The sequence below is a fragment of the Streptomyces sp. MBT53 genome, from assembly GCF_016654115.1.
Taxonomy (GTDB): domain Bacteria; phylum Actinomycetota; class Actinomycetes; order Streptomycetales; family Streptomycetaceae; genus Streptomyces.
The window spans coordinates 56,366-79,831 of the sequence record NZ_JAEQAZ010000056.1; the positions used below are offsets into that span (position 1 = coordinate 56,366).

The 23,466-nt window shown below is 67.8% G+C and carries 23 protein-coding genes and 2 pseudogenes; 13 read left to right on the top strand and 12 right to left on the bottom strand.

From position 1 onward, the window contains the following. Positions 1–55: 55 nt before the first annotated feature. The 4 genes from JHN45_RS21955 to JHN45_RS21970 all read right to left on the bottom strand — a co-directional run bounded on the left by JHN45_RS21955 (position 56) and on the right by JHN45_RS21970 (position 2,881). A complete protein-coding gene (locus tag JHN45_RS21955; protein WP_201050146.1) occupies positions 56–508 on the bottom strand; it encodes a hypothetical protein in 453 nt (150 codons plus the stop codon). 101 nt (positions 509–609) lie between these two features. Continuing rightward, positions 610–1,296 carry a DUF317 domain-containing protein gene (locus JHN45_RS21960; protein WP_201050169.1) on the bottom strand — a complete coding sequence of 229 codons (687 nt, stop codon included), beginning with the start codon at positions 1,294–1,296 and terminating at the stop codon, positions 610–612. Between the two features lie 464 nt (positions 1,297–1,760). Next, entirely contained in the window at positions 1,761–1,982 is a 222-nt protein-coding gene (locus JHN45_RS21965) for a DUF397 domain-containing protein (protein WP_236583918.1), read from the bottom strand. 17 nt (positions 1,983–1,999) lie between these two features. Continuing rightward, the gene (locus tag JHN45_RS21970) at positions 2,000–2,881 is read right to left on the bottom strand and encodes a helix-turn-helix transcriptional regulator (protein WP_201050148.1); all 882 of its coding nucleotides are present in this window, start codon (positions 2,879–2,881) and stop codon (positions 2,000–2,002) included. A 245-nt stretch (positions 2,882–3,126) separates the two neighbouring features. Between JHN45_RS21970 and JHN45_RS21975 the strand changes: the two genes are divergently transcribed. Then, a complete protein-coding gene (locus tag JHN45_RS21975) occupies positions 3,127–3,684 on the top strand; it encodes an ATP-binding protein (protein WP_201050149.1) in 558 nt (185 codons plus the stop codon). Positions 3,685–3,721: 37 nt separating this feature from the next. Here the strand turns inward: JHN45_RS21975 and JHN45_RS21980 are convergent, their stop codons facing one another. Further along, positions 3,722–3,868: a hypothetical protein gene (locus JHN45_RS21980; RefSeq protein ID WP_201050150.1), complete on the bottom strand. Its 147-nt coding sequence runs from the start codon at positions 3,866–3,868 to the stop codon at positions 3,722–3,724. 30 nt (positions 3,869–3,898) lie between these two features. Further along, the gene (locus tag JHN45_RS53105; protein ID WP_236583919.1) at positions 3,899–4,153 is read right to left on the bottom strand and encodes a hypothetical protein; all 255 of its coding nucleotides are present in this window, start codon (positions 4,151–4,153) and stop codon (positions 3,899–3,901) included. On the opposite strand from JHN45_RS53105, the pseudogene JHN45_RS54730 reads away from it, so the two are divergent. From JHN45_RS54730 to JHN45_RS21990, 3 genes and pseudogenes are all read left to right on the top strand, one after another. Then, positions 4,128–4,409 (top strand): annotated as a pseudogene (locus tag JHN45_RS54730) (cobalamin-dependent protein); the annotation flags it as partial. The gene JHN45_RS53105 and the pseudogene JHN45_RS54730 sit on opposite strands and share 26 nt — an antisense overlap. Positions 4,410–4,587: 178 nt before the next feature. Beyond that, positions 4,588–6,129 carry a hypothetical protein gene (locus JHN45_RS53110; protein ID WP_236583921.1) on the top strand — a complete coding sequence of 514 codons (1,542 nt, stop codon included), beginning with the start codon at positions 4,588–4,590 and terminating at the stop codon, positions 6,127–6,129. After that, on the top strand, positions 6,126–7,319 hold the full coding sequence (locus JHN45_RS21990; protein WP_307783160.1) for a UDP-N-acetylglucosamine--N-acetylmuramyl-(pentapeptide) pyrophosphoryl-undecaprenol N-acetylglucosamine transferase: 1,194 nt from the start codon (positions 6,126–6,128) through the stop codon (positions 7,317–7,319). The genes JHN45_RS53110 and JHN45_RS21990 overlap by 4 nt, the downstream gene beginning before the upstream one ends. A 544-nt stretch (positions 7,320–7,863) precedes the next feature. On the opposite strand, the gene haaN is transcribed toward JHN45_RS21990, so the two are convergent. From haaN to haaT, 4 genes are all read right to left on the bottom strand, one after another. Next, on the bottom strand, positions 7,864–8,337 hold the full coding sequence (gene haaN / locus JHN45_RS21995; protein ID WP_201050152.1) for a cyclophane-containing RiPP N-acetyltransferase HaaN: 474 nt from the start codon (positions 8,335–8,337) through the stop codon (positions 7,864–7,866). A gap of 75 nt (positions 8,338–8,412) precedes the next feature. Then, positions 8,413–9,576 (bottom strand): FxsB family cyclophane-forming radical SAM/SPASM peptide maturase, encoded by a 1,164-nt coding sequence (locus tag JHN45_RS22000; protein ID WP_201050153.1) that lies wholly within the window; start codon positions 9,574–9,576, stop codon positions 8,413–8,415. 13 nt (positions 9,577–9,589) lie between these two features. Further along, on the bottom strand, positions 9,590–9,781 hold the full coding sequence (haaA, locus tag JHN45_RS22005) for a HaaA family cyclophane-containing RiPP peptide (protein ID WP_201050154.1): 192 nt from the start codon (positions 9,779–9,781) through the stop codon (positions 9,590–9,592). Between the two features lie 141 nt (positions 9,782–9,922). Further along, complete coding sequence (haaT, locus tag JHN45_RS22010; protein WP_201050155.1) at positions 9,923–12,703, bottom strand: cyclophane-containing RiPP biosynthesis TPR protein HaaT; 2,781 nt, start codon at positions 12,701–12,703, stop codon at positions 9,923–9,925. 784 nt (positions 12,704–13,487) lie between these two features. Between haaT and JHN45_RS22015 the strand changes: the two genes are divergently transcribed. From JHN45_RS22015 to JHN45_RS53115, 8 genes and pseudogenes are all read left to right on the top strand, one after another. Continuing rightward, complete coding sequence (locus JHN45_RS22015) at positions 13,488–14,048, top strand: hypothetical protein (protein WP_201050156.1); 561 nt, start codon at positions 13,488–13,490, stop codon at positions 14,046–14,048. Between the two features lie 66 nt (positions 14,049–14,114). After that, complete coding sequence (locus JHN45_RS22020) at positions 14,115–15,797, top strand: hypothetical protein (RefSeq protein ID WP_201050157.1); 1,683 nt, start codon at positions 14,115–14,117, stop codon at positions 15,795–15,797. Positions 15,798–15,850: 53 nt separating this feature from the next. Beyond that, positions 15,851–17,089 (top strand): type VII secretion-associated serine protease mycosin, encoded by a 1,239-nt coding sequence (gene mycP / locus JHN45_RS22025; protein WP_201050158.1) that lies wholly within the window; start codon positions 15,851–15,853, stop codon positions 17,087–17,089. Positions 17,090–17,235: 146 nt separating this feature from the next. After that, on the top strand, positions 17,236–17,703 hold the full coding sequence (locus tag JHN45_RS22030; protein WP_201050159.1) for a hypothetical protein: 468 nt from the start codon (positions 17,236–17,238) through the stop codon (positions 17,701–17,703). Between the two features lie 9 nt (positions 17,704–17,712). Continuing rightward, complete coding sequence (locus tag JHN45_RS22035) at positions 17,713–19,509, top strand: alpha/beta hydrolase (protein ID WP_201050160.1); 1,797 nt, start codon at positions 17,713–17,715, stop codon at positions 19,507–19,509. Between the two features lie 95 nt (positions 19,510–19,604). Next, complete coding sequence (locus JHN45_RS22040) at positions 19,605–20,060, top strand: hypothetical protein (RefSeq protein ID WP_201050161.1); 456 nt, start codon at positions 19,605–19,607, stop codon at positions 20,058–20,060. A gap of 175 nt (positions 20,061–20,235) precedes the next feature. After that, the gene (locus JHN45_RS22045; RefSeq protein ID WP_201050162.1) at positions 20,236–21,129 is read left to right on the top strand and encodes a phosphorothioated DNA-binding restriction endonuclease; all 894 of its coding nucleotides are present in this window, start codon (positions 20,236–20,238) and stop codon (positions 21,127–21,129) included. Continuing rightward, positions 21,075–21,281, top strand: a pseudogene (locus JHN45_RS53115) (hypothetical protein); the annotation flags it as partial. The gene JHN45_RS22045 and the pseudogene JHN45_RS53115, both read left to right, overlap by 55 nt. A gap of 238 nt (positions 21,282–21,519) precedes the next feature. Here the strand turns inward: JHN45_RS53115 and JHN45_RS22050 are convergent. Together JHN45_RS22050 and JHN45_RS22055 are read right to left on the bottom strand one after the other, a co-directional pair. Further along, positions 21,520–21,990, bottom strand: coding sequence for a hypothetical protein (locus JHN45_RS22050; RefSeq protein WP_201050163.1), 471 nt, complete (start codon positions 21,988–21,990; stop codon positions 21,520–21,522). Between the two features lie 130 nt (positions 21,991–22,120). Continuing rightward, complete coding sequence (locus JHN45_RS22055; RefSeq protein ID WP_201050164.1) at positions 22,121–22,912, bottom strand: DUF4232 domain-containing protein; 792 nt, start codon at positions 22,910–22,912, stop codon at positions 22,121–22,123. 209 nt (positions 22,913–23,121) lie between these two features. Here JHN45_RS22055 and JHN45_RS22060 point away from each other — a divergent pair. Next, positions 23,122–23,466 (top strand): helix-turn-helix transcriptional regulator (locus JHN45_RS22060; protein ID WP_201050165.1); only part of this gene is annotated, 345 nt, incomplete at its 3' end.

Consider the following 23,466-nt stretch of genomic DNA (forward strand, 5'->3'; position numbering starts at 1 on the left):
GCCTCTGGCACCGGCGGTATGTAGGAGTAGGGAGTGGGGAGTGGAGTTTCGGGGGTCAGTGGCCGAGGTGACGCAGCCCGTCCTCAAGGGTGGGGTGCCAGTGGTCGACCGGACCGGAGTTGCGGTTGTACCAGGCAGCGTCCAGACGAGGCTCGTGCACCTGGTGGCCGGCTCGGCAACGCAGCCACACCGAGTCGTCGCGCAGGCAGAAGACAATCCAGTCCCGGTACACGCCACACGTCGCGCACGCACGGACCGCGTCGTCGATGACGAGCGGATGCATCCAGCGCATCATCATTCCCTCGACGTCCTGCCGGGACGGTGCCCGCAGATCGGCTGGCGGGAAGTCCGGCCCGATGGTCTCCGAGGCCGATCCGGTCGGCGTTGACGCGTCGGCCCGGACAGAGTCGAACGGCAGAAGCTCTTGTGCATGCATCTGCAGCAGCGCGAACGCCTCACGTTGGGCCTCACGGAACTCGCGGTCTGCGCGAGCACGTCGTCGGAACATACGGTCTCCATCTCTGTCATCTGACGGGCACACGGGAACGAACGTGCAGCTCAAGGGAATTGGCGACGAACACCAAAACAAGCACTGCAGGGAGCGGATCGTCAGCTGCGGCGGACGACGTTGAGCCGGCCCTCCGCGCTCTTGGGCACGGTGCGGCGGGGCACCGGGACCGGTGAGGCGAGCGAGGAGGCGAATGCCGCGACCAGGTCATGGGGGACGCTGGCGCTGAAGCTGGCGCACCACAGATATGGGGCGCCTAGAACGGGTTCCGCCCACGCCTGCCACCCCATCAAGTCAGGGTGCGGATCCGCGTCCTGGACAAGCGGCGGCTGCAGTCCCAGGGAGACGGTGGCGGAGAACCCGGGGTCCGTGGCGGTGGTGTGGGGGCAGTCCACGTCACGGATCCAGCCTTGGGCACCGAGTGCGTTGAGGACCGTCTCGGGCCCTTCGAAGCCAGCGTCCGGCACCTCACGGGCGTCGAGCGCGACGATGAGATCAGCGAGCGCCTCGTACGGGGCGCCGGCAGTGAGGTACGCGTTCCACTCCGTCATCGCGGAGGCAGCATGCGGGCGGGCACTCAGCTGCCAAGCAACGGGCAGTCCGCCCAGCTCGAACGGGTAGGCCGCGAGGATCCACTCGGCGCCGCGCAGCCCGTCCGGGCTCACATACAGCAGGGTGTGGCGAGAGGTGGGCCACATACGCCAGCCGAGGCTGGCCAAGGTGTCGCCGATCCGCTCGGCGAGCGCGCCGTCGTCACCTGCCAGGTGGCGCGGAGTGACCCAGTACATCGGGTTCGGCAAGTCGGATCGAGAAGGGTCACTGGGGTGGTGCGGGCGCAGGGGCGCCTCCTTGGGTGCGGGATGGGTCACTGGCCGTTGTTGACCTGCGGATTCGCAAGGTCGTCTACGTTGACATGCCCGTCCGCAGTGCACCAGTAGTTTCGGGATCGTTCCTGTCTGCCTCCGGCGAACTGGTGAAAAGTCGGAGGGAACCGCGTGCTCCCAGGGGAGCGCGGCAGACCTGCCGATGCCATCGCTGATGCAGGCGCAAAGCTCCGTGCATGTTGAGCAGCAGTACCCGAGCCAGCGGGAGCACGACCGGCGAAAGATCAACGGCATCGCCCGCGCACTGGAACCGTAACGGCAGGAGACCCTCTCGGTTCAGCCGAATGCCAGCCGAGAGGGCCGCTCCTGCCTTACGAGCGGAACAGACCAGGCAGCGGCCACGGGCGGATCGGCGCTGGGCGCGTCGCCTACAGATCGTGCCGAGCGTGGTGAATGCCCTGTATGAACACCGAGAACGAGCTTGGTCCGAAGAACAGCGCCGCCCCTTCGGGCTCCTTGCTGTCGCGGATCGCTACGCCGACATACGGCGTCCCGGTGAGGTCGGCGACCTCGACGCAGTTGTTCCCGGCGCCGTCGGAGTACGACGACTTGAACCAGCGCGCGCCTGCGCCGGTGAGCTCGTGTGCCATGTGGGTACGGTTCTGGGTCATCTGTTGATCTCTCGCGTGAGTTGTTGCAGGAACGCGGGGGTGTCCTCCGGCGGCAGCGCGGACGCCGTGAGGGCGTTGAACTTGCGGGTGAACCTGCCGACTTCGCGCGGCTTGTCGGAGACGGACGTGGCGCTCCACGCGTTGTCCACCTGTACCGAGGTCGGCATTCCGTCGTCCAGGTGCAGGATCGTGAAGTCGTGCACGGACAGGTATCCGCGCAGTGTCTGAGGGAGCACCTGAACGCTCACGTTGGGCTGCGACGCGAGCTCGGCGATCTGCTCGTACTGCTCCCGCATCACGTCCGGGTCTCCGACGATGTACCGCAAAGCGGGTTCGTACAGCACGGCTCGCAGGCGTAGCGGATCCTCGTCCCTGGTGAGGGCCTCCTTGCGCCTGATGCGAACCTGGACGTTCTTCTCGATGAACTCCGTCGTGGTCTCCTCGATCGGCTTCGCGAGTTCGTACAACGCGCGTGCGTACGCTTCGGTCTGCAGCAGGCCGAGTACGAGCGCCGGGTGGAAGGCCCAGGTCTCGCGGGCCGCAGTCTCGATGCCGACGAAGCGCGGCATGCCCGAGGGCATCGTGGACCGAAAGGGGGTCCACCAGTCCTGGCTGGCGCCGTCGCGCTGGATGTGCAGGAGTTGGTCCACATCGCGGTCGTCGGTCACGCCGTACAGCTCCAGGAGGGCGCGCAGGTCGCCGGCACTGCGCAGGTCTTGGAGGCCCTTCTCGACACGGTGCAGCTTGGTGACATACAGACCCTTGATGGCGCCGCTTCCGGAGACGTCCTCAAGTGTCATCCCGGCGCGTTCGCGCAACTGCCGCAACTCGTAACCGAGTTCGATACGTCGCACGGTCGGCCTGGGTTTGGCTGCCATGTGCTCGCCCTTCCATCGCATGCGTTCGCCGAAACCGCGATGCGCGCAGTCTGGCACGCGATATGTGTGCCGCAACAGACCATGCGTTTGCGGTGTCATGTGCCATTTTCGTTCGCGGAGAAATTTCTTTTGATGTTTCGTTGAAAAGAAACTTTCCCACGCGGCACCGTTGTTGGACCACGTCGGGCGCGCCGCAGACACGTCGAGCGCCCGCGGCCCCACGACCTCTGAGGAAGGACTGGGCGATGGTCTCCTCGGCCCCGACCACGACGCTTTCGCTCTCCACCGGCCCCCTCCGCGAGGGCGAAACCTCCAAGATCGGTCCCAGTGCCGGGCTGCCGTCGCCCGTCGACGTCGCGTTAGTACGGGAGGCGTCGCGTGTGGAGCAGGCGCGGCGCATCGGAACCGCGTGGCTGCGGCACGTGTGCCGTATGCCCACGGCCCGCGTCGACTCCGCCGAGGTGGTGATCTCCGAGTTGGTCAGCAACGCGATCATCCACGGACAGGGCACGACCATCGGTTTCCGGGTAAGACAGCGTGCCGACGGACAGGTGGGGCTGGAGATCAACGACCACTCGCCCTCCGCGACGCCCGAGCCTCGGACAGCCGCGCCGGACGCGGAGAGCGGGCGTGGATTGTGGCTGGTGGACACTCTCGTCGCCGAGCTCAGCGGGACGTGGGGGTTCAGCGCCGATGGGACGGTCGCGTGGTGCGTCTTCCCGCTCCTTGGGGTGAAGCAGGCCAGTTCGGAAGCCCAAGTCTCCGAGGACTACGGCGCTCAAGGACGTACCACAGGCCCCTGATCTGTGGACCTTGCTACCCGTTCCGACTGCTGAGGCGCTACGCCTTCGACTGGTAGCAGTTCGCGGTGCTGGTCGTGCCTGCCTGCTGGTCGTCGGAGCCGTTCTCGGCCTTGACCACGCGTAAGCCACGTTCAGCGCCCGCATCCGGCCGCCAGCCGCGAAAATCCCCCATCTCGATCACCACCAGGGACCTGCGGTCTTGCCTGGATGTGGATCACCCCTCTGTGTACGCGTACACCAGTCCCATTCGCTCACTCCACTTGAGGAGCACCTCTATGCCAACTCCCGCGCCGCTGCCGCCTCCTATCGTCGCCTCTTCGCTTGAACGGCCGAGGATCACGCTGACAGTGTGGCTGGCCGACCTCACATACACCCACCAAACGATCTCTGCCGAGACGATGCCGCAGGCGATCGCGGGCCTGGCCACCTTTGCGGCGACGAAGATGGATCTCGTCCACCCCGTCCGCATCTTCAAGTACCCCGAGGCGCTGGCAGCCTCACTGGAGGAGGACGGGCCACCCGACGTAATCGGCTTCTCCCACTACATCTGGAACAGTCACCTCTCGCTCGCCTTCGCAGAGCTGATCAAACGACGGTTCCCGCAGACGACGGTCGTCCTCGGCGGCCCGCACTACCCGCTCCACCGCCCCGAGCAGACCGTCTTCTGGCACGAGCACCTGGCCGGGAAGACCGACTTCTACATCGCCGGAGAGGGCGAGCCCGCATTCGCCAGCCTTCTACGCACCCTCCAGGACTTCGACCGCGTCGAGGTCCGCGGCCATATCTCCGGCGTGCACTGCCTCAGCGACGACGGAATGTTCCACGCCCCGCCGCCACGACTGCGGATCCACAGCCTCTCCGCCGTCCCCTCCCCTTACACGGCCGGTCTCATGGACGAGTTCTTTGACGGCCAACTCGTCCCCACCGTGCAGACCAATCGCGGTTGCCCGTTCAAGTGCCGCCTTCTGCCAGGAGGGCACCCAGTACTTCCAGCGAGTCGCCAAGAAGCACGAACAGCAGATCCGCGACGAGCTGCACTACATCGGCCGCCGCATGAAACCACTGCTCGAAGCGGGCTCGGCCCGCAACGAACTCCTCATCACCGACAGCAACTTCGGCATGTTCCCCGAGGACCACGAGACCTGCCGGGTGCTCGCCGAATGCCAGCAGCTGTACGGCTGGCCCCGCGTCGTCAACGTAACCACCGGTAAGAACCAACGCGACCGCGTCCTGTCCGCCGTCGCCCAGGTCCCCGGCGCGATCAGCCTGTCCGGCGCCGTCCAGTCCCTCGACCCCGACGTCCTGCGCAGGATTGCCAGGTCGAACATCGACGCCGGCAAGCTCATGGAGATCGCGCTCGCGGCGGCAGACGCCGGCGCCGGAACGTACAGCGAGGTCATCCTCGCCCTACCTGGCGACTCGAAGGCGAAGCACCTCGGCACGCTGCGCCAGCTCGTCGACGCGGGCTTCGACCGCCTGAACATGTTCCAGCTCACCCTGCTGCCCGGCAGCGAGATGTGCACCGAGGAGTACCGGCGGAAACACGGCTTGGTCACCAGGTGGCGAGTCATGCCGCGCTGCTACGGCACCTACACCGTCCTCGGCGAGGAGTTGAGCGCCGCCGAGCTGGACGAGGTGTGCGTCACGGTCCCCGACATGTCGTACGAGGACTACCGGGAGTGCCGGCTGATGGACCTGCTCCTGGCCTCCCTCTACAACGGTGGGGTCTTCGCCGTCCTCCTGGCCGTCCTGCGCGCCCACCAGATCTCGCCCATGACCTGGCTGGAGCGTGTGCGGACGCTGCCCCACGGCTCCGCCCTGACGGCGGTCCTGAAGGAGTTCGGGGTCGAGACCGACAACCAACTGTGGGAGGAGCGGGGGAGGTTGCTGTCGTACGCCACTGAGAACATCGACCAGTACGTGGACGGCCACCTGGGCAACAACCTGCTCTACACCTACCGCACCCGAATCCTCTCCGAGGCTCTGGAAGACACCGCGGACCTCGCCGCCCATGCCTGTCTCGCCGTGCTCCGTGACATCGGGGTCGGTGTGGGCGGCGGCACCCAGATCGAGGCGCTCGTACGCGAGGCCGCCGACTACCACCGCCTGACGCTCTCCGAGATCTTCCGCACCGACCCGCCCGAGGCGCTGAGCCAGACGGCGCGCTTCGATCTCGACGCGCTCCTGGCAGCCGCGCGGCGCCGCGAGAACGTCCGCGATCCGCGACGCTTCCGGTACACGGAGGCAGGGGTACGCGAGTTCGTCCTCACCGGCGACCAACAGCGCACCCTGCGCACGTATCTCGGTCAGTTCGGGACCACTCCGTGGGGCGTCGGAAGGCTCCTCACGAAGGTCCGGCTGCCTGATATCGTCCGCCACGTCCGAATGTCCCCAGGCCCGGGCACGGTCCCGGCGCCCGCCGGAACAGGAACCCCCACTACGTGACCAGCGCAGACATCGACCGCCGTCTCGCCGCCCTCGGCCGGCCCTTCCGGCTGATCGTCACGGGCGGCGGCACCGGCGGCCACACCTACCCCGCGCTCACCGCGATCCGTACGACGAGCGCGCGGCTGGACCGTCTGGGCATCGGCCTGGAGGTGCTGTGGGTCGGTACCGCGACGGGCCTGGAGGCCCGGGTCGCCGAACGTGAGGCCATCCCCTTCAAAACGGTGGCGACGGGCAAGATCCGCCGCTCCGGCAACCCGCTCAAGCTGGCCTCCCCGGCGAACATCAAGGACATGGGCCGCGTCCCCCTTGGCGCCGTCCAGGCCCGCACCGTCGTGTCCGAGTTCGAACCCGACGTGGTGCTGTCCACCGGCGGCTACGTCGCCGTACCCATCGGCCTGGCCGCCAGGTTCTGCCGCCGTCCGCTGGTCATCCACGAACAGACCGTCCGCCTGGGGCTGGCCAACCGCGCCCTGGCCCGTGCGGCAACCCGCATCGCGGTCTCGTCGGAGTCGACGCTGCCCCTGCTGCCCGAGTCCGTGCGCAGCTCGGCGGTGGTCACGGGCAACCCCGTACGCCCGGAAGTCCTGACCGGCGAGCCGGAGAAGGCGATCAGCGCGCTGAGCCTGACCGGCTTCGACCGCACCCTGTCCACCGTCTACATCACCGGCGGAGCCCAGGGCTCCGTCCAGATCAACACCGTCGTCCGCGCGATCCTCCCGTGGCTACTCACCCACGCCAACGTCATCCACCAGTGCGGGGCCACCTCCATCGAGGAGTCGCGCCGGCACGCGGCTCAACTCCCGGACGACGTACGACCCCGCTACCTGGTCACCGACTTCGTCGGCCCGGAACTCCCCGACGTCCTCGCCCTCGCCGACGTCGTCATCTCCCGCAGCGGCGCGGGCACGATCGCCGAACTCACCGCCCTCGGCAAACCGTGCGTCCTCATCCCGCTGGCGACGTCGGCGGGCAACGAGCAGGAGCACAACGCGCTGCACCTTCAGCGGGCCGGCGCCGCCGTCGCTCTGGTCAAAGAGGCGGTCACGGCTGAGGGGCTTCGCGCTGCGGTCTCCCCAATCCTCAGCTCACCCAAGAGCCGTGAGCAGATGGCAGAGCGGGCACGGTCCGTGGGCCGCCCGGACGCGGCGGAGCGCCTGACGGACGTTCTCCTGAGCGTGGCCGTCTGACAGGCTTGCGCTGCCGCAATCAGTTCGGTGACCTGCATGGGTCACCTCATGGCAAGGCCGGTGCAGCCCTGGGTTTCGCTGGCGGCCAGGCCCGCGGCTTGGCGACGGCGCGACTGTCACGGAGCCTGACTGGGCGCCTACAGCCCTCACGCCGTCTGACACTCCTCGCACCGCCGTGTAGCCCTCCGCGCGGTGTTGCCCGCGGTCGCGACCGCCGGACAGCTACTGCCCAGGCGGTCCCAGAGCCCGGGCGCCGGGTCCGGGATCCAGCCCCAGCCTGGTGCCGTCACCAACTCTTCGGTGAGGTGAGTGCATGCTCCGGGTAGGTGCGCGTACTGCGTGGGCGAGATCAGGATCGTGTCCGCAGGGAAGCGTCGCCACTCCTGCCGCGACCGGGAGGCAGAACGCGCCTTCGGCACGGCCCCGTCAGGTGGGCAACCGCATCCCAGCCCGATGATGCACTCACACCGCTCGCAGCGTTCTTCCTTCACAGCCCCGCTCTTTCCGTTTCCCCCGGCAGGGCCCCGTGCCCCGCTTCAAGGACTCACACCGCGCCGGTGTCGACCCGGTAGACGATCTTCCCGTCGGACTCCGCGAACCCGAGTGACTTGTAGAACGCGCGGGCGTTCGGGTTGTCTCGGTCGGTCATCCACTCGACGCGGCTGCACCCGGGACGTGCGGCGGCTACAGCGCGGAGTTCGTCCATGAGACGGGCGCCGACGCCCTGCCGACGGAGGGTGTCGCGGACGTAGAGCTCCTTGAGGAAGAGGGAGTGCGTGGAACCGGCACTGGGCCAGAGGAACGAGTAGGCGGCGAGGCCGACGATGTCACCGGCTTCGTCCTCGACCAGGAGCGCGGACGCCAGCGGCGGGGAGCCGAAGAGGGCCTCCTCCACCTGAGCCCGGCGTTCCTCGAACAGCTGGATCTCCGTCGTCTTGTAGAACCGCTCGATCTCCTCGATCAGCTCGGCCACAGCCGTGATGTCCCGCTTCTCGGCGGGCCGGATCGTCACGCTCATCGGCATCTCCCGTTCTTCGTCAATCGCTTCACTCACTCGCTCCAACGCGCGGTCCCGTCGTGGAGTACGGCATGGCTACGGCGGCGGAGTGCTCGACGCGTAGATGTCGTCCCATCCGTGTTGCCGCAGGGAGCCCTGGACGTGCCGGATGAGGTGCTCCAGGTCCGCGCAGTAGACGGAGGGATTGCGGTAGCCGCGCTCGGCGCTGAAACGATGCGGGAGATAGCCGCCGCCGCAAACGTCCACCAGCGGGCAGCTCTGGCACTGCTCGGCGAGCGCGGCCTTGCCGTACTGCCGGTGCATGAGCTTCGGATGCCGAAGGGCCTCGTCGAAGGACTGGTTGAAGACGTCGAGCCCGAGCCAGGAGGCGCCCTCCTCGACGGACCGCAGGGTGTCCACGCCCTCGATGGTGCCGTCGGACTCGATGACGACGCTCGTCGGCGGGGCCAGGCCGAGCGTCTCCACCGAGCCGCGTACGCCGGAGCTGAGCGCCACGATGTCCTCCAACATCCGGACGCTGTGCTGGTATTCGGGGCGGGCGAGCCAGGCTTCGTAGACCCGGCTCATCCACTGCCCGTACTCGGGCACGCTCGGGTCGTGGCGGTGCGGCGGGTCGTCGTGGGTTGCGTGCGGCAGGCCGAAGTCGATCACCGGCGGCTCGAAGGAGGCCAGGTAGTCGTGGACCTCCACCGGGTCGTTGGCCAGGTCCACGACGGCGAGCAGCCCCGCGAACAGGCGCGGCCGGGACCGCAGGAGTTCGATGCCGCGCACGGTGGCGGCGGCGCTCGACCGCCCGTTGTGAGTCAGCCGGTGTCGGTCGTTCGAGGCCGGCGGTCCGTCGAGGCTGACGCCCACGGCCACGTCGTACTGCTCGAAAAGGTCCAGCCACGCTTCGGAGAGAAGCGTGGCGTTGGTCTGGAGCTCGAAGCGGATGCCCGTGCCATCCGGGATCCCGTCCCGAATCGCGTCCAGCAGATCGGTCATGTGCCGGGCACCGGCGAGCAATGGCTCCCCGCCGTGCAGCACGACATGGACAGCCGGCAGGCCGTGCGCCGTGACGTGGTCGCCGATCCGTCGGGCCGCGGCTCGGGCTACGTCCAGGTCCATCCGGGCGGGCAGCCGCCGCGCCACCTGGTCCTTGGAGTTGAAGACGAAGCAGTAGTCGCAGTCGATGTTGCAGCGGTTGGCGACCTTGAGGATGAACGTCCGGAAGGGGGCGATGTCTTCGAGCAGCGTCATCGAGCGAGAGCGCTCAGAAAGGCCAGGGCCAGATGAGGGAGGCGGCGTGGGAGCCGTCGCCGACACGGTTCGTGGCAGCCTGTTCGACTGCCTGCCGCTGCCGTACGCGGGCGGCGACGCGGTCAAGGACCACATTGCCCTGCGCGGACTCCCGACCGGTGACGGCCGTGGCGTGCGGTGCGGGAACGGATGTGCGTGACGGCATTCAACGCTCCTCGTGATGCGTGACGGACGTGCCCGGAAGCCGACGCCAGCACGGTGCGACGCGGTTGAAGCGACAGATGGGTTCGCAACGTAGCAGGGCCGCCACTCCCCGCGACATGCAGAAACTGGCCACGTGCCCAGCTCATCCCGCCTGCGAGACCAGGAGCCGCTCGAGGTCGTCGACCGACGCGCTCACCCCCAACTGCCGGTACACGGTGACCGCTTCACGCAGCGGCCCCTCGGCCAGGGCAGGCCCGTCTACCATCCAGTCGCAGCGGCCGATCCCCTCCAGCGCCCGCGCCGTCTCCAACGGACAACGGACGTCCCGGGCCAGACCCAGCGCCTGCTCGAAGCGCCCACGCCCCGCGGCCAGTTCGCCGGACATACGCAACAGCGCTCCCCAGTGGTTCAGCACCTCAGCCTCGCCGCAGCGATCGCCGAGCTCGCGCAGGATCTCCAGACTCTGCCGGAACGCCTCGACAGCATTGTCCTGCTCGCCGACGAGCCCGCGGGCGACGCCCAGCTCGCTCAGCGAGGCAGCCTCGCCGCCGCGGCTGCCGAGATCGCGATACGCCTCCAGAGCGTCCTCCAGCACGCGGATCGCTGTCGGTGCGTCGCCGGACAGACGGTCCAGCACCCCGAGGTGGCGGATGCTGTTCGCGCGGCCGAAACGGTCCCCGAGAGCGGTGTAGTGCTCCAGCGCCTGAGTGTGGGCTTCGCGAGCACTGTCGAGATCGCCGGTGAGTCGCCGCACCACGCCCAACTCGTTGAGCGCGTAAGCCTGGTGGACCCGGTCGTCCAGCTCCTTGTAGATGCTGAATGCTTCGCGCTGCCGCTGGACGGCCAGGGCGTACTCGCCCATGAGGCAGTGCACGATGCCAAGGTCCCGTAGGGAGTTCGCCTCTCCATACCGGTCGCCGAGCTCGCGGTAGATGGCCAGCGCCTCGGACTGTGCCTCGACCGACGCGTCGAACCGGCTCGTCTGCCGACGCACCATGCCTAGGTCCGCGAGGGAGTTGGCCTGTCCGTGCCGGTCTCCCAGTTCGCGGTAGAGGGCGAGGGCCTCGGTCTGGGCGCGGGCCCCTGCGTCGTTGTCCGCGGTCAGATACCAGACGATGCCCACCTGGTTCAGGGCGTCCGCCTTACCGCGCCGGTCACCGACGGCCTCGTACTGCGTCACCGCCTCGTTCAGGGCTTCGGTCGCCTCGAGGTAGGCGGCCATGAAGCGCCGTGCGACACCGAGTTCGGTCAGCGCGCCGGCCAGCGCCCGCTGATCGCCGGTGTGCCGGGCGGCCTCGGCGGCGGTCCGGTGGAGCCCGACGGCCTGATCCCAGGGCCCGGCCTGCCGCAGGAAGGGCGCCATGGCCGCGGCCAGCCGGATCACGAGGTCGTGCTGGGCGAGCCCGTTCGCCTCCCGGATGCAGGCCAGGACGTTGGGCCGCTCGTTCTCCAGCCACCCCAGAGCGGCCGTACGCGATTCCATGGGCGGGATCTCCACCTGCGACGTGCCGTTCGGCGGAGGCGGCCCGCCCGCACCGTCGCGAACGATGTACTCGTTCGCGACGGCGAGAACGGCCAGGTAGTAGGTGCACACACGCTGAACGGTCTGTACGTGGTCCATGCTGTCCCCTTCGTCAGCGAGACCGCGGGCGTAGTCGCGTAGGAGGTCGTGAAGCCGGAAGCGGTTTCCGGGGTGTTCGTCGATCAGGTGGGCGTCGTAGAGCGCGTCGAGTTGCTCTCGGGCGACCGCAAGCGAGACCGCGCCGAGCTCGGCCCCGACGTACGCGTCGAGATCCGTACCCGGGTAGAAGCCAAGGCCCTGGAAGAAACGTTGGCGCTCCGGAGCGAGATCCCGGTAGGAGAGATCGAACGTCGCGGCGACCGCACGCTCCCCGGCCCGCAGTTCTCCCAGCCGGTCGCGGGCGGCCACCAGCCGCTCGCGCAGGTCCTCGGCGCTCCAGGACGGATGGTGCCGCAGCCGCGCCGCAAGCAGTGAAACGCCCAGCGGCAGGTAGCCGCACAGCCGTACCAGTTCAATGAGGGCGTCCCGGTCGAGAGTGTCCGCCGACCGTCCGCTGAGCCGTACGAACAGGTCGACTGCGTGATCCGGCGGCAACGCCTCCACCGCCAGCACGACCTCCTCGTGCACCGCGAGCCGCTTGCGACTGGTCACCAGCACAAGACAGCCGCTCCCGCCAGGAAGCAGCGGCTCCAACTGCCGGTAGCTGGCCGCGTTGTCGAGGATGAGCAACGCCTTCTTCCCCGCGAGCCGACTCCGCCACATGGCGGCCCGCGCCTCCGTGATCGCGCTCACGTCGTCGCCGACGGGTATCTGCTGCGTCGGCACGCCGGCAGCCGTGAGGAGCGAGGCCAGCGCCTCGGTCGCCTGCACGGGACTGCGGCCCGTCGTGTGCCCGTTCAGGTTCACGAAGAGCTGCCCGTCGGGGAACCGCTCGGAAAGGACGTGACCGGCGTGCACCGCGAAGGTGGTCTTCCCGACGCCGGCCATCCCGTCGATCACGTGGACGGCCAGGGCTTCCTCGTTCTCCTGTGAGGCACGCACCGAGCTCACCAGCAACTCCAGCTCGGCGGACCGATCGGTGAACGCTGTGGTGTCCCGCGGCAACGAGCGGAGCACCAGTGCGGCTCCGGGTGGTCCCGACCCGTCATCCGGGCGCACCGTCGAGTCCGGACTCCGCCCCTGCGCCCGGCGATCGTCCAATACGGCAAGCAGCGCCGTCAGCCCGGCCGTGGCGACCCCCAGCATGACGAACGACAGCCAGGGGTGCTCCTGTAGCCGGCCCAGCCAGGAAGGCCAATGCGACTGTGCTGACACGGCGTTCGTGACCAGGCCCACGAGCATCGTGGTCACCGCGCCGCCTACAGCGACGAGAGCGATCGCCGCACCACGTCTGCTTCTCATGCCTGCGGCTCCGCTCCGAAGACGGACGAACTGCGGGTGACCGGTTGAACATCCATGAGGGATGCGGCAGTTGGTTCACTGCATCGCGGGGCCCCGAGTGGACGTCGGCTTCGCGACAGGCGGGTCCGGTGTACGGCCTCCACCTCCGGGCGGACGAGCTGACACAGCGCATGCAGGTCCACCCGAAACACGCAGACACCCCCCGAGCCCGACATCCCAACCCCAGTAAGCGGACCAGCCGCCGCGGACGCTGGTCAAGGTCGGCTCTGCGCCACGTACCGCCACGTACCAGCCACTCCTGCCTGTCCCCTCTTCACCGGTCTCGCCGTCCGACAGAGTTGATCTTGAGGCTGGCCTGATTTCGGTCACCCTCAACCCGCTGCATCCGTGCAATCGATCCGCCACCCCAGTTGAGTACTCGTACTCATGTCCCCGCAGGTGACCTGCTGGCACAGTGGTCACAGCGGGGTCCTTCAGCACGGCTTCGTTGAGCGAGAGTCGGCTGCCGTCTCGCATCGGCCCTTCACAACCCACTCTCTTCGTCCGGTAGACAGCCGACTCTCGCTCAACCGGCACTGTGCACGAGGTCGCACGTGGCAGCGGCAAATCGACTCCGAGCCTCAACAGGATCGGCTTTCAGCCAGCTTCACGCCTTGGGGGGAGCCGGATTCTGCAGAGAGCCAAGATCGCAGCTATCTTGCTGAGTTGCATCTGTTACGGATGAGGCACTGCCAGTGAGCAGTCGAGGTACTCGCTAAGCCATGTGCTGTACGGGGAGGAAGCGGTGGCGGTCGACAGTGCGGGGGATCCGCAGGCAACTGCCGCTGGACTGGACGCGGTTGCCGGTGCGATCGCCGCGTCGGGCATCGGTCCCCTCGTCGGTGTCGGTGCCGCCGTGGCGCAGGCGCTGCGTGTCGAGGGCGAGACGCTGACGGCCTTCAAGAAGCGGGTCGACGATCTCTTGACCCAGCTGGAGCAGTCGAAGGCTGCCCCGCGAAGGATCGCCGGCGGTGGCCTGCCGACAGGACGGCTGGGGAGCTTCGACGAGGCCGACGCGCTGCACGCCTCCTACACCCGTGTGCACTCCCGCCTGGAGCAGCTGTCCAAGATGCTGGCGCTGCAGATCGAGGGGCTGGTCGTCACGGTCGACGCGTCGAAGAGCGGCTATCACAACCTTGACGACGACATCCGCGACCGCTTGAGCCGGATCCGGGTCGAGGCGGACAAGTTGATCGCCGACGAGGCGAGTCCGGGGGCGAAGGCACACACCGGCGGCGCGTCGAACAGATCGGCCCGCGACCAGCAGGGCTCCCAGCCGGCGGATGAGCAAGCCGGTGGCCTGTGATGTCGGTGTCGACGTCGGGGAAGAGTGGCAGCACGATGCCCGCGGCAGGGAAGGCGGGGCAACTCCATGTCTGACTGGGGCAGCCGGGCCTGGCAGATGGTCAAGGAGACCCGGTTCGTGGCCCACAACCCGGAAGAGTTGTGGGCCATGGTCGAGCCCGCGGACGGTACGACGGCCACGGAGCTGGGCGAACTGCTGACCCAGGCCGCCAAGACGATCAAGGAGATCGGCGGCGACCTGCGCACGCACAGCATGGCGGTCGAGTGGGACGGCGAGGGCGGCGAGGCGTTCCGGACGTGGTGCAACCAGGCCGCGCTGGCCACCCTGGGTCTGGGCGACTACAGCGAGTCCGCGGGCAAGTGGCTCGGCCACGCCGCGGACACACTCCACGAGGTCAAGCCCCAGCTGGAGATCCTGCGGAAGCAGAGCGCCACCGCGCGGTCGGTGCTCGACGCGCACGCAGCCAAGGCGACGGACGTCGGCAACCACGACGGCGGCCCCTCGGCCACCGAGGTGAAGACGGCCAAGACCCGGTACTCCAACGACAGCGCCGACGCCGCCGGCCTGATGATCAAGCTCGCCCAGTCGTACACGGCCTCGACGGAGCAAATCGACGCACTGGAGGCGCCCGAGTTCCCGAAGCTGCCGGAACGGTTCGTCCCCGAGGCCCGTGGCGAAACCGCGGTCTCCGTTCCGACTGGCCAGAAGTCCGTCACGACAGTGGAGACCTCTGGGCGAAGGACAGCCGTCGACTCCGGTATGAGCGGGACGAGTTCAGCACCTCAGGTGTCCGCGCCCCACCACCCCGAGAGCGTGGCGCACGTGCCCGATACGGTCCCGGGCAGCCATACGCACCCGACGAACAACGCGATCCCGACGAACACGGCGATCGACAGCGTGGGAACGCTTCCTTCCACCCCATCGGCCCCGGCCGCCGGAGCGGCCCCGCTCCCGGGAGTGAGCAGTCCGGACGGCAGGACATCGTCGCCAACTGGTCTGCTCCCACCTGGATTTGGAGGCACCGCGACGTTTCCGCCAGGCGCTGGGACAGGCGGAGGTCGTCCTGCGTACGGCGCCCGGAGTTCACTGCGCACGCCCTCCGAGCCAGGTGCGTCCGGCAGTCCGCACGTACCCGGCCGCGGGCTGACCGCATCGCCTGTCCCCGGTATGTCCGGTGCCGGTACTGGTACTCCGGGCACGCCGAGGAGGGGGCTGCCCGGTCCCACGTCGGCCAGAGGCACCACCGGCATCACCGGCGGCCGCCCCGTCTCTCCCGCCGGACGATCCACCGGTGCGATTCCCCGCGGCACAGTCGTCGGCGGCACCCCGAACGAGCAGCAGACTCCGATGGGCCGTGGCGGCGTCGCAGGGGGTACGAGCGAGGGCGCGACACCGGCCGCCCGCAGCGGAGAACGCGTACCAGGTCGGGAAGGCACGGCGAGGGGCGGCCCGAGGTCGCCCGCCCAGTCCGGTGGAATCATCGGCGGGCAGCCGAAGCAGGCCCCGCAGCGCAGAAGGGCGCTGTTCACCTCGGGAGGTGAGGGACTCGTACGTGGAGCGAACGCGAATGCCGACGGCACGCTGCCGCAGGGCGGCGGAACGACCCGCGATAGCTCTGCCGCTCCCCCGAGCCGCGCTGACCGCTCCCCTCGCGATGAACGCACCCGCGACCGTTCGGAGGGCCAGGCGGACGACGGGAGCAACCGGCACCAAGGCGACCAGCGCGTCATCCCGCCGACAACCGACTGAGCATCGCCCGCACCACGAGCAGCCTCGACGAACCGCCGACGAGAAGGACGAACATGCGCACCCGCAGCAAGCAGGCCAGACGACGCGGACCGGTCGTGCCGGCCATGGCAGGCGTCCTGCTGGCGAGCGTCGCCGTCACGCCCGCGCACGCTGACACCATCCGCAGCCGGCAGTGGTACCTCGACGCCATGCAGGCCCAGCAGATGTGGAAGACCAGCACGGGCAAAGGCGTCACCGTCGCCTTGATCGACAGCGGCGTCCAGGCCGACATCCCCGACCTGCAGGGCCAGATCGTGGCGGGGAAGGACTTCTCCAAACGCGCCGGAGACGAACGCACGGACTATGACGGTCACGGCACCACCATGGCGGTCCTCATCGCCGGTACCGGTGGCAGAGGCGCCACCAACGGTTCCTACGGCCTGGCCCCGGGCGCGAAGATCATGCCGATCCGCGTACCGGACTTCGTCGAGCGCAACCGTACCGACGGCAACCAGGACGACTTCGCCACCAGCACAGCCAAAGCCATCCGGTTAGCTGCGGATTCGGACGCCAAGGTCATCAACATCTCGCTGGGAAGCACGGCCCACTCACAGCAGCTGACCGACTCTGTCGACTACGCCCTGTCCAAGGGAAAGCTGATCTTCGCGGCCGTGGGCAACACCGGAGATGCCCTCAACGAAGTCGAGTACCCGGCAGCGATTCCCGGTGTGGTGGGCGTCGGGGCGATCGACAGTGCAGTCAATGCGACGAAGGAGTCCCAGCACGGGCCCCAGGTCGACCTGGTCGCGCCAGGAGCGGGCATCGTCGCGGCCTGCCTCGAATCCAGCACCAAGGTGTGCGAGACGCGCGGCACCAGCGACGCCACCGCCCTCGCCTCCGCGTCCGCCGCCCTGATCTGGTCCAAGCACCCCAGCTGGACCAACAACCAGGTCCTGCGGGTCATGCTCAACACCGCCAGCAAACCCAAGAGCGGCAAGAACCGCACCGACTACCTCGGCTACGGCGCCGTACGCCCCCGCATCGCACTGACGAACCCCGGCGATCCGGGTCCCGCGGACAAGTACCCCCTCCCCGACCTCGCGGGCTCGAACTCGCCTTCCTCGGACGCCTCTGCGTCCACGGGCACGGCTGCGCCGGCAAAGGATGACGGCTCGGCTGCGGCAGCCTCCGCGTACAAGGAGGACGGCACCTCCTGGGTGGCGCTGGGCATCGGTGGCGCAGTACTGCTCGGAGCCACGATCGCCGTTGCTGCTGTCGTCCGCAGGCGACGGCCAGGACCTGGTGCCGTCTGAGTACAGCTACTCAGACGCACTGGTGGCCGATACGGATGAGGCACAAGATGCGGTAACGCTACTGTGCTGCTCGATCACCAGAGTGTTGCGGTCGGACTGTGCCAATCTCTTGGCGGCGTAGGACAGAACACGGGGAGGGGCCACGCATGGCGTGGGAGGAGTGGGATCAGCTCAAGGCCGACGCGATCGACCGGCACTCTGCGCGGATGCAGCTCAACTCGCTGCCGATGGATCCGGGAGGCGGCGGCACGAGCAGCGCCGGCACTCCGTCCGGCAAGTTGAGGTCGGACAGGAAGGCGTGGTCCGCGGCCGGCGAGGGCGTCGGCGAACTGCGGGACACCGCGGGCAAGGCGCTGACGAAGCTGGAGGACGGCCAGACCGGACTCGACAAGGGTTCCGGGTGCCTGACCGCGGCAGCGCAGAAGGGCGTGTACGACTCCTGGGAGCGCCGAGTTAAGGACATCGGTGACCTGTGTGACGGCCTCGCCGGCGTGCTGGAAAAGGCGGGCAACGACCAGTTGAGGACCGACCAGTCCATCAAGGCCGAGATCGCCGAGCTGAGGGTCCACTCCGACGGCGGGTCCACCGCCGACGGCTCAGGCAAGGGGCGGTGATCCTGAGCAGTGGATCTCAAGACACTCAAGGCCATCGAGCCGACCGAGTACGCGGAGGCAGCGGACGGGTACCGCGCGGTCAGCGACGTGGGCGACCTGGCCAGGGACCGCATCGACAAACAGATCACCACGGCCATGCAGAAGGCCAACGAGGGCGAGGCGGCGGACGCGGCCCTGAAGCAGCTCCACAAGCTGTCGGAGAACTTCTACTACGCCCAGGTCGAGTGCGGCCTGATCAGCGGAGCGCTCAATGGCTTCTCATCCGAAATCGCCGCACCTAGACGTCGCCTGCTTGAGGCACTGGAGGACGCGAAGGCGCTGTCGTACACCGTGAACACGGACGGCAGCGTCGTGTACCCCGCCGGCGGCGAGAACGAACTGACCGGCGAGGAGATCCCAGGCGGAACGATCACCGGTAACAACGGCATCTACACCCCCGGACCGGGCCCGGGCACCTCCGGCCTGCACAGCGCGAACCCCCACCGCGCGAAGGCCCAGGACGTCGCCGACCGCATCGCCCACGCCCTGCAGGAAGCCACGGAGATCGACGAGAGGTACAGCGGGGCGCTGGGCAAGCTCAAGGCGGCGCCGGGGTTGACCGTCGACTCCAAGACGTGGGCGGACGTGGCAGCCGATGTCGATACGGTCAGCACGGCGGCGAGCGAATACATCAGGGACCACATCCCGCTGGACAAGTCTGCCGCCGATCGCGAGAAGTGGTGGGCCGGCCTCAGCGATGAGGAGCGCGATGAGTACAAGAGGGCGTTTCCAGAGATCATCGGCAACCTGGACGGAATTCCGTCCGTGGTGCGCGACGAGGTCAACCGGGAGAATCTACAAACACTTGTCGGAAAACTGGAAGGTCAACACGATGACGATTCCCAAACGAAGCTGGATGGGCTGAAGGGAATCCAGAAAAAGCTTCTCGCTGGTAGCGTTCCGCCCATGCTCCTGCTCGGAATCGGAGACGAAGGGAATGGCCGGGCGATCGTCGCGTTCGGCAATCCCGACACATCGAAGAACGTCTCAGCCTATGTACCAGGATTGGGTACAAAACTCGATGGGAGTTTCGCCGACGGCACCGTAAAGCGCGCCTTTGATACAGCCAAAGATGCGCAAAGCATCGACCCGTCCTCGTCTTCCATTGTATGGCTGGGATATGACGCCCCTCAGTCCGCTGACGTGATGACCAAGGGAGACGCCGAGAAGGGCGCTCCCGCATACAACAGTTTCATGAGTGGCATTTCGGCAACAAATCAAAATTCCGATCCACACATCACCGCGATTGGCCACTCCTATGGTTCCCTGACTGTAGGAACGGCTGCGCAAGAACCTGGCGGGATCCCCGGGGCGGACGATATCATCCTCGTCGGAAGTCCTGGTGTCGGTGCGAATTCAGCTGATGATCTCGGAGTGGGTAAGGGGCACGTATGGGTAGGGGCCGCCGAGAACGACCCCGTCAGCCACCTCCCATCGGAGAAGGAGGCCATTGCCGGTACCGTCGGATTCTTTGGCGGTGGCCCGGCGGCGGCATACCTCTTCGGGGACATTGCGGATCAAGGTGACGACGACCTCTGGTTCGGCAAAGATCCAGCGAGCAAGGCATTCGGCGCAAACAGATTCACCACTCTCCCTGGGCCATATCCAATCGAGCCGACTTTTCCAGACGTCTGGAAGTCGGTTACATTCGAAGCGCATTCGAACTATTTCTCCCCGGAAGACGGGAAGGACCAGGTCTCGGCGCGAAATATTGCAGCCATCGTGGCCGGACAGCCAGGATATGTCACAAGGGAGACGCCGCGTTGAAAATCAGGTTGATGGCAGTGGCGGCACTTTCCCTGATGGTCGCCGGGTGCGGAGTGTCAAACACTGCGTCATCCGGTAAGGAGAAAGGGTCGAGCATGAACATGCAAGAGGCCGCCGATCGGGCAGATTCCATTCTTGACAAGACTTTTTCCGCTATCAAGCCTGCTGTGCAGTGGACTCACACATACTCCATGCCTGGCGACTGTTACGTAGACCGCGAACGTTCAGTTATGACGATAATCTCAGCCCAGCGGCGCAGTAGCTTTCTCGGCGTAGTGGAACGTCACTGGAAGAGTGCGGGATATAAATTTGTTGCCGCCAGCGAGAATGGGCTTGCGGCTAACTTCAGGACTCAAGACGGATTTCAGCTCCAAGTTCTGATCGGAACAAACGGGCAGGCCCACTTCAACGTCACCACCCCGTGTGTCGAAAAATCCGATGTCGCTTCACCGACCAGCAGCCCCAATGGCCCGGACTATTCAAAGAAACAACTGCCTGCTCCCAACGTCCACTCGAAGTTCTGGTCGGCCGAGGCTCCCATTTCAAGCTGATGTGGACCTCGTCGCGCGCGGCCCTGCTCGGCGATGAGCGGCCCGACATGGTTCGTCCTCAGCCCGGACACCGTTCGACAGCGGGAGGTCTCGTATCAAGGGCCCCAGGAGCCTGCCCACGCCCTGTCACATGGGCGGATCATTGTTCGACGAGGTACCAATACGATCGCCGGTCATGGACTGGTTGGAGCGCACCGCGAAGCTGAGGCAGTGGACCAGAAGCGGGACCCGCGCTCCGCACAAGCCGCTGCTGTTCCTGTACGCGCTCGGCCGGTTCCAGCAGGATGCCGACGGCGAACTGCGGTACAGCACGGTGGAGAACGACCTCAGGCAACTGCTGGCCGAGTACGGCCCGGCCAACAGGACGACACCCGCCTACCCCTTTCACCATCTGGTGAGCGACGGCGTCTGGGAGGTGCGTACCGACCGCGGTCCGGGCAGTCCCGGCAGCGGCGTGAAGGAGCTGCGGGCCGTCGGAGCCGCAGGGCGATTGGCGCCAGAACTGCAGGCGGCGCTGCGGCGCGAGCCGTCGCTGCTCGGCCGGATGGCACGAGTCCTGCTCGATCTGAACTTCCCGCCCTCACTCCACGGCGAACTGTGTGAAGCCGTCGGCCTGGAACTGGAGGCGGCTGAGACCGAACAGCTCCCGACCGCGCGGAAACGGCGGGACCCGCGGATGCGCGAGCAGGTCCTGACGGCCTACGAGTACCGGTGCGCCTTCTGCGGCTACGACGGCAGGATCGGTGCGGTACCGGTCGGGCTGGAGGCCGCGCACGTGCGCTGGTGGGCGTTCGACGGCCCCGACGACGTCGACAACGGACTGTGCCTGTGCTCGCTGCACCACAAGCTCTTCGACAAGGGAGTCCTCGGGATCGGCGACGAGCACCACATCCTGGTCTCACAGCGCTTCGTCGGCCACAGTCCCGCCGCCCGCGAGCACGTCACAGCGCTCGCCGGCCGCCCACTCATCGGTCCCCAACCGGGTGCCCGCCCCGTGGCAGCGGCCTACCGTTCCTGGCACACCTTCCAGGTCTTCCACGGCAGCCCACGCCCCGCCGCAGCCGCCTGAACGAGATCCGCGCGGACGCAGCGGAGCGGGGCCTTTCGGCGTACGTAGCCGAGGCGCTGCGCTCCAAGCGCGACCGGGACCGGCTCCTGGAACTGGTCGACCGGCTGCGGGAAGAACACGGCCCCGTCACCGAGGACGAGCATGCGGCGGCCGGAAGATGATCGCCTGGCTCGACCTCGTGTTCGGCCGCTCACCGGCGGCGCCCGTACGCGCCGCGAACCTCACGGGCATGGGGGCATCCGCATCCGGCGCAGCTCCCGGCGCCGACGAGGAGGCGCGTCGACAGCTGGGACGCGTACACGTACCTCAGCGCGCCCGAGTGGCAAGAGCACGTCGCGATCATGCGGGTTTTCCACGGAACGCTGCCGGCGGACCTTGCCGTCCCGGACATCATGGCGAAACTGCGTCAGTGCCGCCCCACACCGCCTCCAGGTCCCCGCAGCGGACCAGGACGGTCGCGTCGGTCAGTGCGATCTCGTGTGTGCAGCCGCCGTTCTCGTCCGGGAGGATTTCGTCGAGGAGGACGGCGTCGGCCGGCATCCAGTCGATGGAGTGGTCGTAGTCGACGGAGAAGCGGGTCACGCCCGAGTAGCTGATGCGCAGGCCGGTGTCGTGCTTGAACTTGTTGGGCGTGAAGTCCAGGACCAAGCCGCCGCTCTTGTCGGTGGCGAGGTGGACCCCGGCCAGTTCCAGGTCCTTGACACAGCGGGTCGCGCCCGCGATGTCGTAGTGGCCGGGGTCGGTGGCGAAGGACCGGGCGCCCGGGGGCAAGTCGGCGCGCAGACGCGGCAGTTCGGCGAGATAGGCCCCGGCATCCAGGAAGAACCCTCCGTCGTCCCAGACGGCCGTGACGTACTTCATGAGCATCCTTTCGCGTGGCACGTTGGAGGGCCGGTACTGAATCCAGATCCAGTACCGGCCCTCCAATGTGCCATGTGCCATGTGGTCGGTGGTCGGTAGTCGGTAGTCGGTTGTTCTGTGTAGCCCCGCCTCAGTAAGTCAACGCATCCTGCGCGCTGCTCAGCCAGTACGTCACCCGCAGCGAGTCGTCGACGTAGACGCCCTTGCTCGGGAGGGCAGGGGTGGCCCCCGGGGTGATGCTGTTGTTGTTGCGGTCGTAGAAGTAGACGGAGAGGGACTTGGCGGTGCGGCCGTTGGTGCCGCTGCCGTCGTTTCCGCCGGAGAGGGCGATGCCCGCGTAGCCGGACTCGCCCGGCGCGAGAGTGGTCACCGCCTGCGGCTGGGAGTCCTTGATGACCGGCGGTACGGCCTGGGCCTCCCCGAAGCGGACGGCCGGGTAGTAGTTGAGGTCGCAGGTCTTGGAGCCGGTGTTGGTGACGGTGAGCAGCATGTGGTTGATGGGGCGGCTGACCGGCTGGGCGGTCACCTTGGTGTTGGCGCCACTGCAGGCGACGCGCGACGCGGAGCTCCCCGAACCCGAGCCAGAGCCAGAGCCCGAACCCGAGCCGGACGTCGAGCCCGAGCCGCCGCTCGTCTTGCTGCCGCCCGACCCCGTGCCGCCGCCGGTCGAGGAACCGCCCGTGGAGGAGTTCCCCGTCGAGGAGCCGCCCGACGTGCTGCCGCCGCGCTGGCCGGTCCCCGTCCCGGACGGCGTCGAGGTCGTCACCGGGGAGGAGTTCGGGGAGACCGCGCCGGCGTCCTGTACTCCCAGTTTGTCGTTGCAGGCGGTGAGCGAGAGCGCGGCAAGCGCGACGGTCGCGGCGGCGAAGAGGCGAGTACGGGTGCGAGTACGGAGACGGGGACGGGCGGTGAACGCGGACATGGCTGTGCTCCCTTTCGGAGAGGCGGGAGGTCGCCCGCCGTCCAACCGGTCGGCGGGCGGCGTGCTTTGATGACCAGAGCTTGTGCCGCTTTCCGTCCCACCCGCCACGGCAGCCGTGAGTTACGGGAACCTGGAACGTTCGCACCGGCTCTTACCTGGGGGAACAGGGCTTCCCTGGAACGCTGGACTGGAATGGGGGCTGGGCGGCAGTGGTGGACGAGACGGCCGATTTCGCGGCGCTGATACGGGAGCTCAAGGACCGTTCGGGGCTGAGCTACGGCGTGCTCGCGAAGCGGCTGCACATGAGCACGTCGACACTGCACCGCTACTGCAACGGCGACGCCGTACCCACCGAGTACGCCCCCGTGGAGCGGTTCGCCCGCCTCTGCAAGGCGACCCCCGACGAACTCGTCGAGGCCCACCGCCGCTGGATCCTGGCCGACGGCGCCCGCCAGCGCGAGCGGAAGTCCGCCGCGACCGCCGCGACCGCCACGGCCACAACGGCTACGGCTACGGCCACCGCCACGACCCAGCCCCCCGCCCCAGCCCCAGAG

What these genes read in the sequence shown, in the direction of transcription:
- JHN45_RS22030 (WP_201050159.1), top strand. Translation starts at nt 17,236, where the DNA reads ATGGCGTGGGAGGAGTGGGATCAGCTCAAGGCCGACGCGATCGACCGG.
- JHN45_RS22055 (WP_201050164.1), bottom strand. Translation starts at nt 22,912, where the DNA reads ATGTCCGCGTTCACCGCCCGTCCCCGTCTCCGTACTCGCACCCGTACT.
- JHN45_RS22045 (WP_201050162.1), top strand. Translation starts at nt 20,236, where the DNA reads ATGGACTGGTTGGAGCGCACCGCGAAGCTGAGGCAGTGGACCAGAAGC.
- haaN (WP_201050152.1), bottom strand. Translation starts at nt 8,337, where the DNA reads ATGAGCGTGACGATCCGGCCCGCCGAGAAGCGGGACATCACGGCTGTG.
- JHN45_RS21975 (WP_201050149.1), top strand. Translation starts at nt 3,127, where the DNA reads ATGGTCTCCTCGGCCCCGACCACGACGCTTTCGCTCTCCACCGGCCCC.
- JHN45_RS21955 (WP_201050146.1), bottom strand. Translation starts at nt 508, where the DNA reads ATGTTCCGACGACGTGCTCGCGCAGACCGCGAGTTCCGTGAGGCCCAA.
- JHN45_RS21965 (WP_236583918.1), bottom strand. Translation starts at nt 1,982, where the DNA reads ATGGCACACGAGCTCACCGGCGCAGGCGCGCGCTGGTTCAAGTCGTCG.
- JHN45_RS22040 (WP_201050161.1), top strand. Translation starts at nt 19,605, where the DNA reads ATGAACATGCAAGAGGCCGCCGATCGGGCAGATTCCATTCTTGACAAG.
- JHN45_RS21960 (WP_201050169.1), bottom strand. Translation starts at nt 1,296, where the DNA reads ATGTACTGGGTCACTCCGCGCCACCTGGCAGGTGACGACGGCGCGCTC.
- haaA (WP_201050154.1), bottom strand. Translation starts at nt 9,781, where the DNA reads ATGCCGTCACGCACATCCGTTCCCGCACCGCACGCCACGGCCGTCACC.
- mycP (WP_201050158.1), top strand. Translation starts at nt 15,851, where the DNA reads ATGCGCACCCGCAGCAAGCAGGCCAGACGACGCGGACCGGTCGTGCCG.
- JHN45_RS21970 (WP_201050148.1), bottom strand. Translation starts at nt 2,881, where the DNA reads ATGGCAGCCAAACCCAGGCCGACCGTGCGACGTATCGAACTCGGTTAC.
- JHN45_RS53105 (WP_236583919.1), bottom strand. Translation starts at nt 4,153, where the DNA reads ATGCGGACGGGGTGGACGAGATCCATCTTCGTCGCCGCAAAGGTGGCC.
- haaT (WP_201050155.1), bottom strand. Translation starts at nt 12,703, where the DNA reads ATGAGAAGCAGACGTGGTGCGGCGATCGCTCTCGTCGCTGTAGGCGGC.
- JHN45_RS22020 (WP_201050157.1), top strand. Translation starts at nt 14,115, where the DNA reads ATGTCTGACTGGGGCAGCCGGGCCTGGCAGATGGTCAAGGAGACCCGG.
- JHN45_RS22050 (WP_201050163.1), bottom strand. Translation starts at nt 21,990, where the DNA reads ATGAAGTACGTCACGGCCGTCTGGGACGACGGAGGGTTCTTCCTGGAT.
- JHN45_RS22000 (WP_201050153.1), bottom strand. Translation starts at nt 9,576, where the DNA reads ATGACGCTGCTCGAAGACATCGCCCCCTTCCGGACGTTCATCCTCAAG.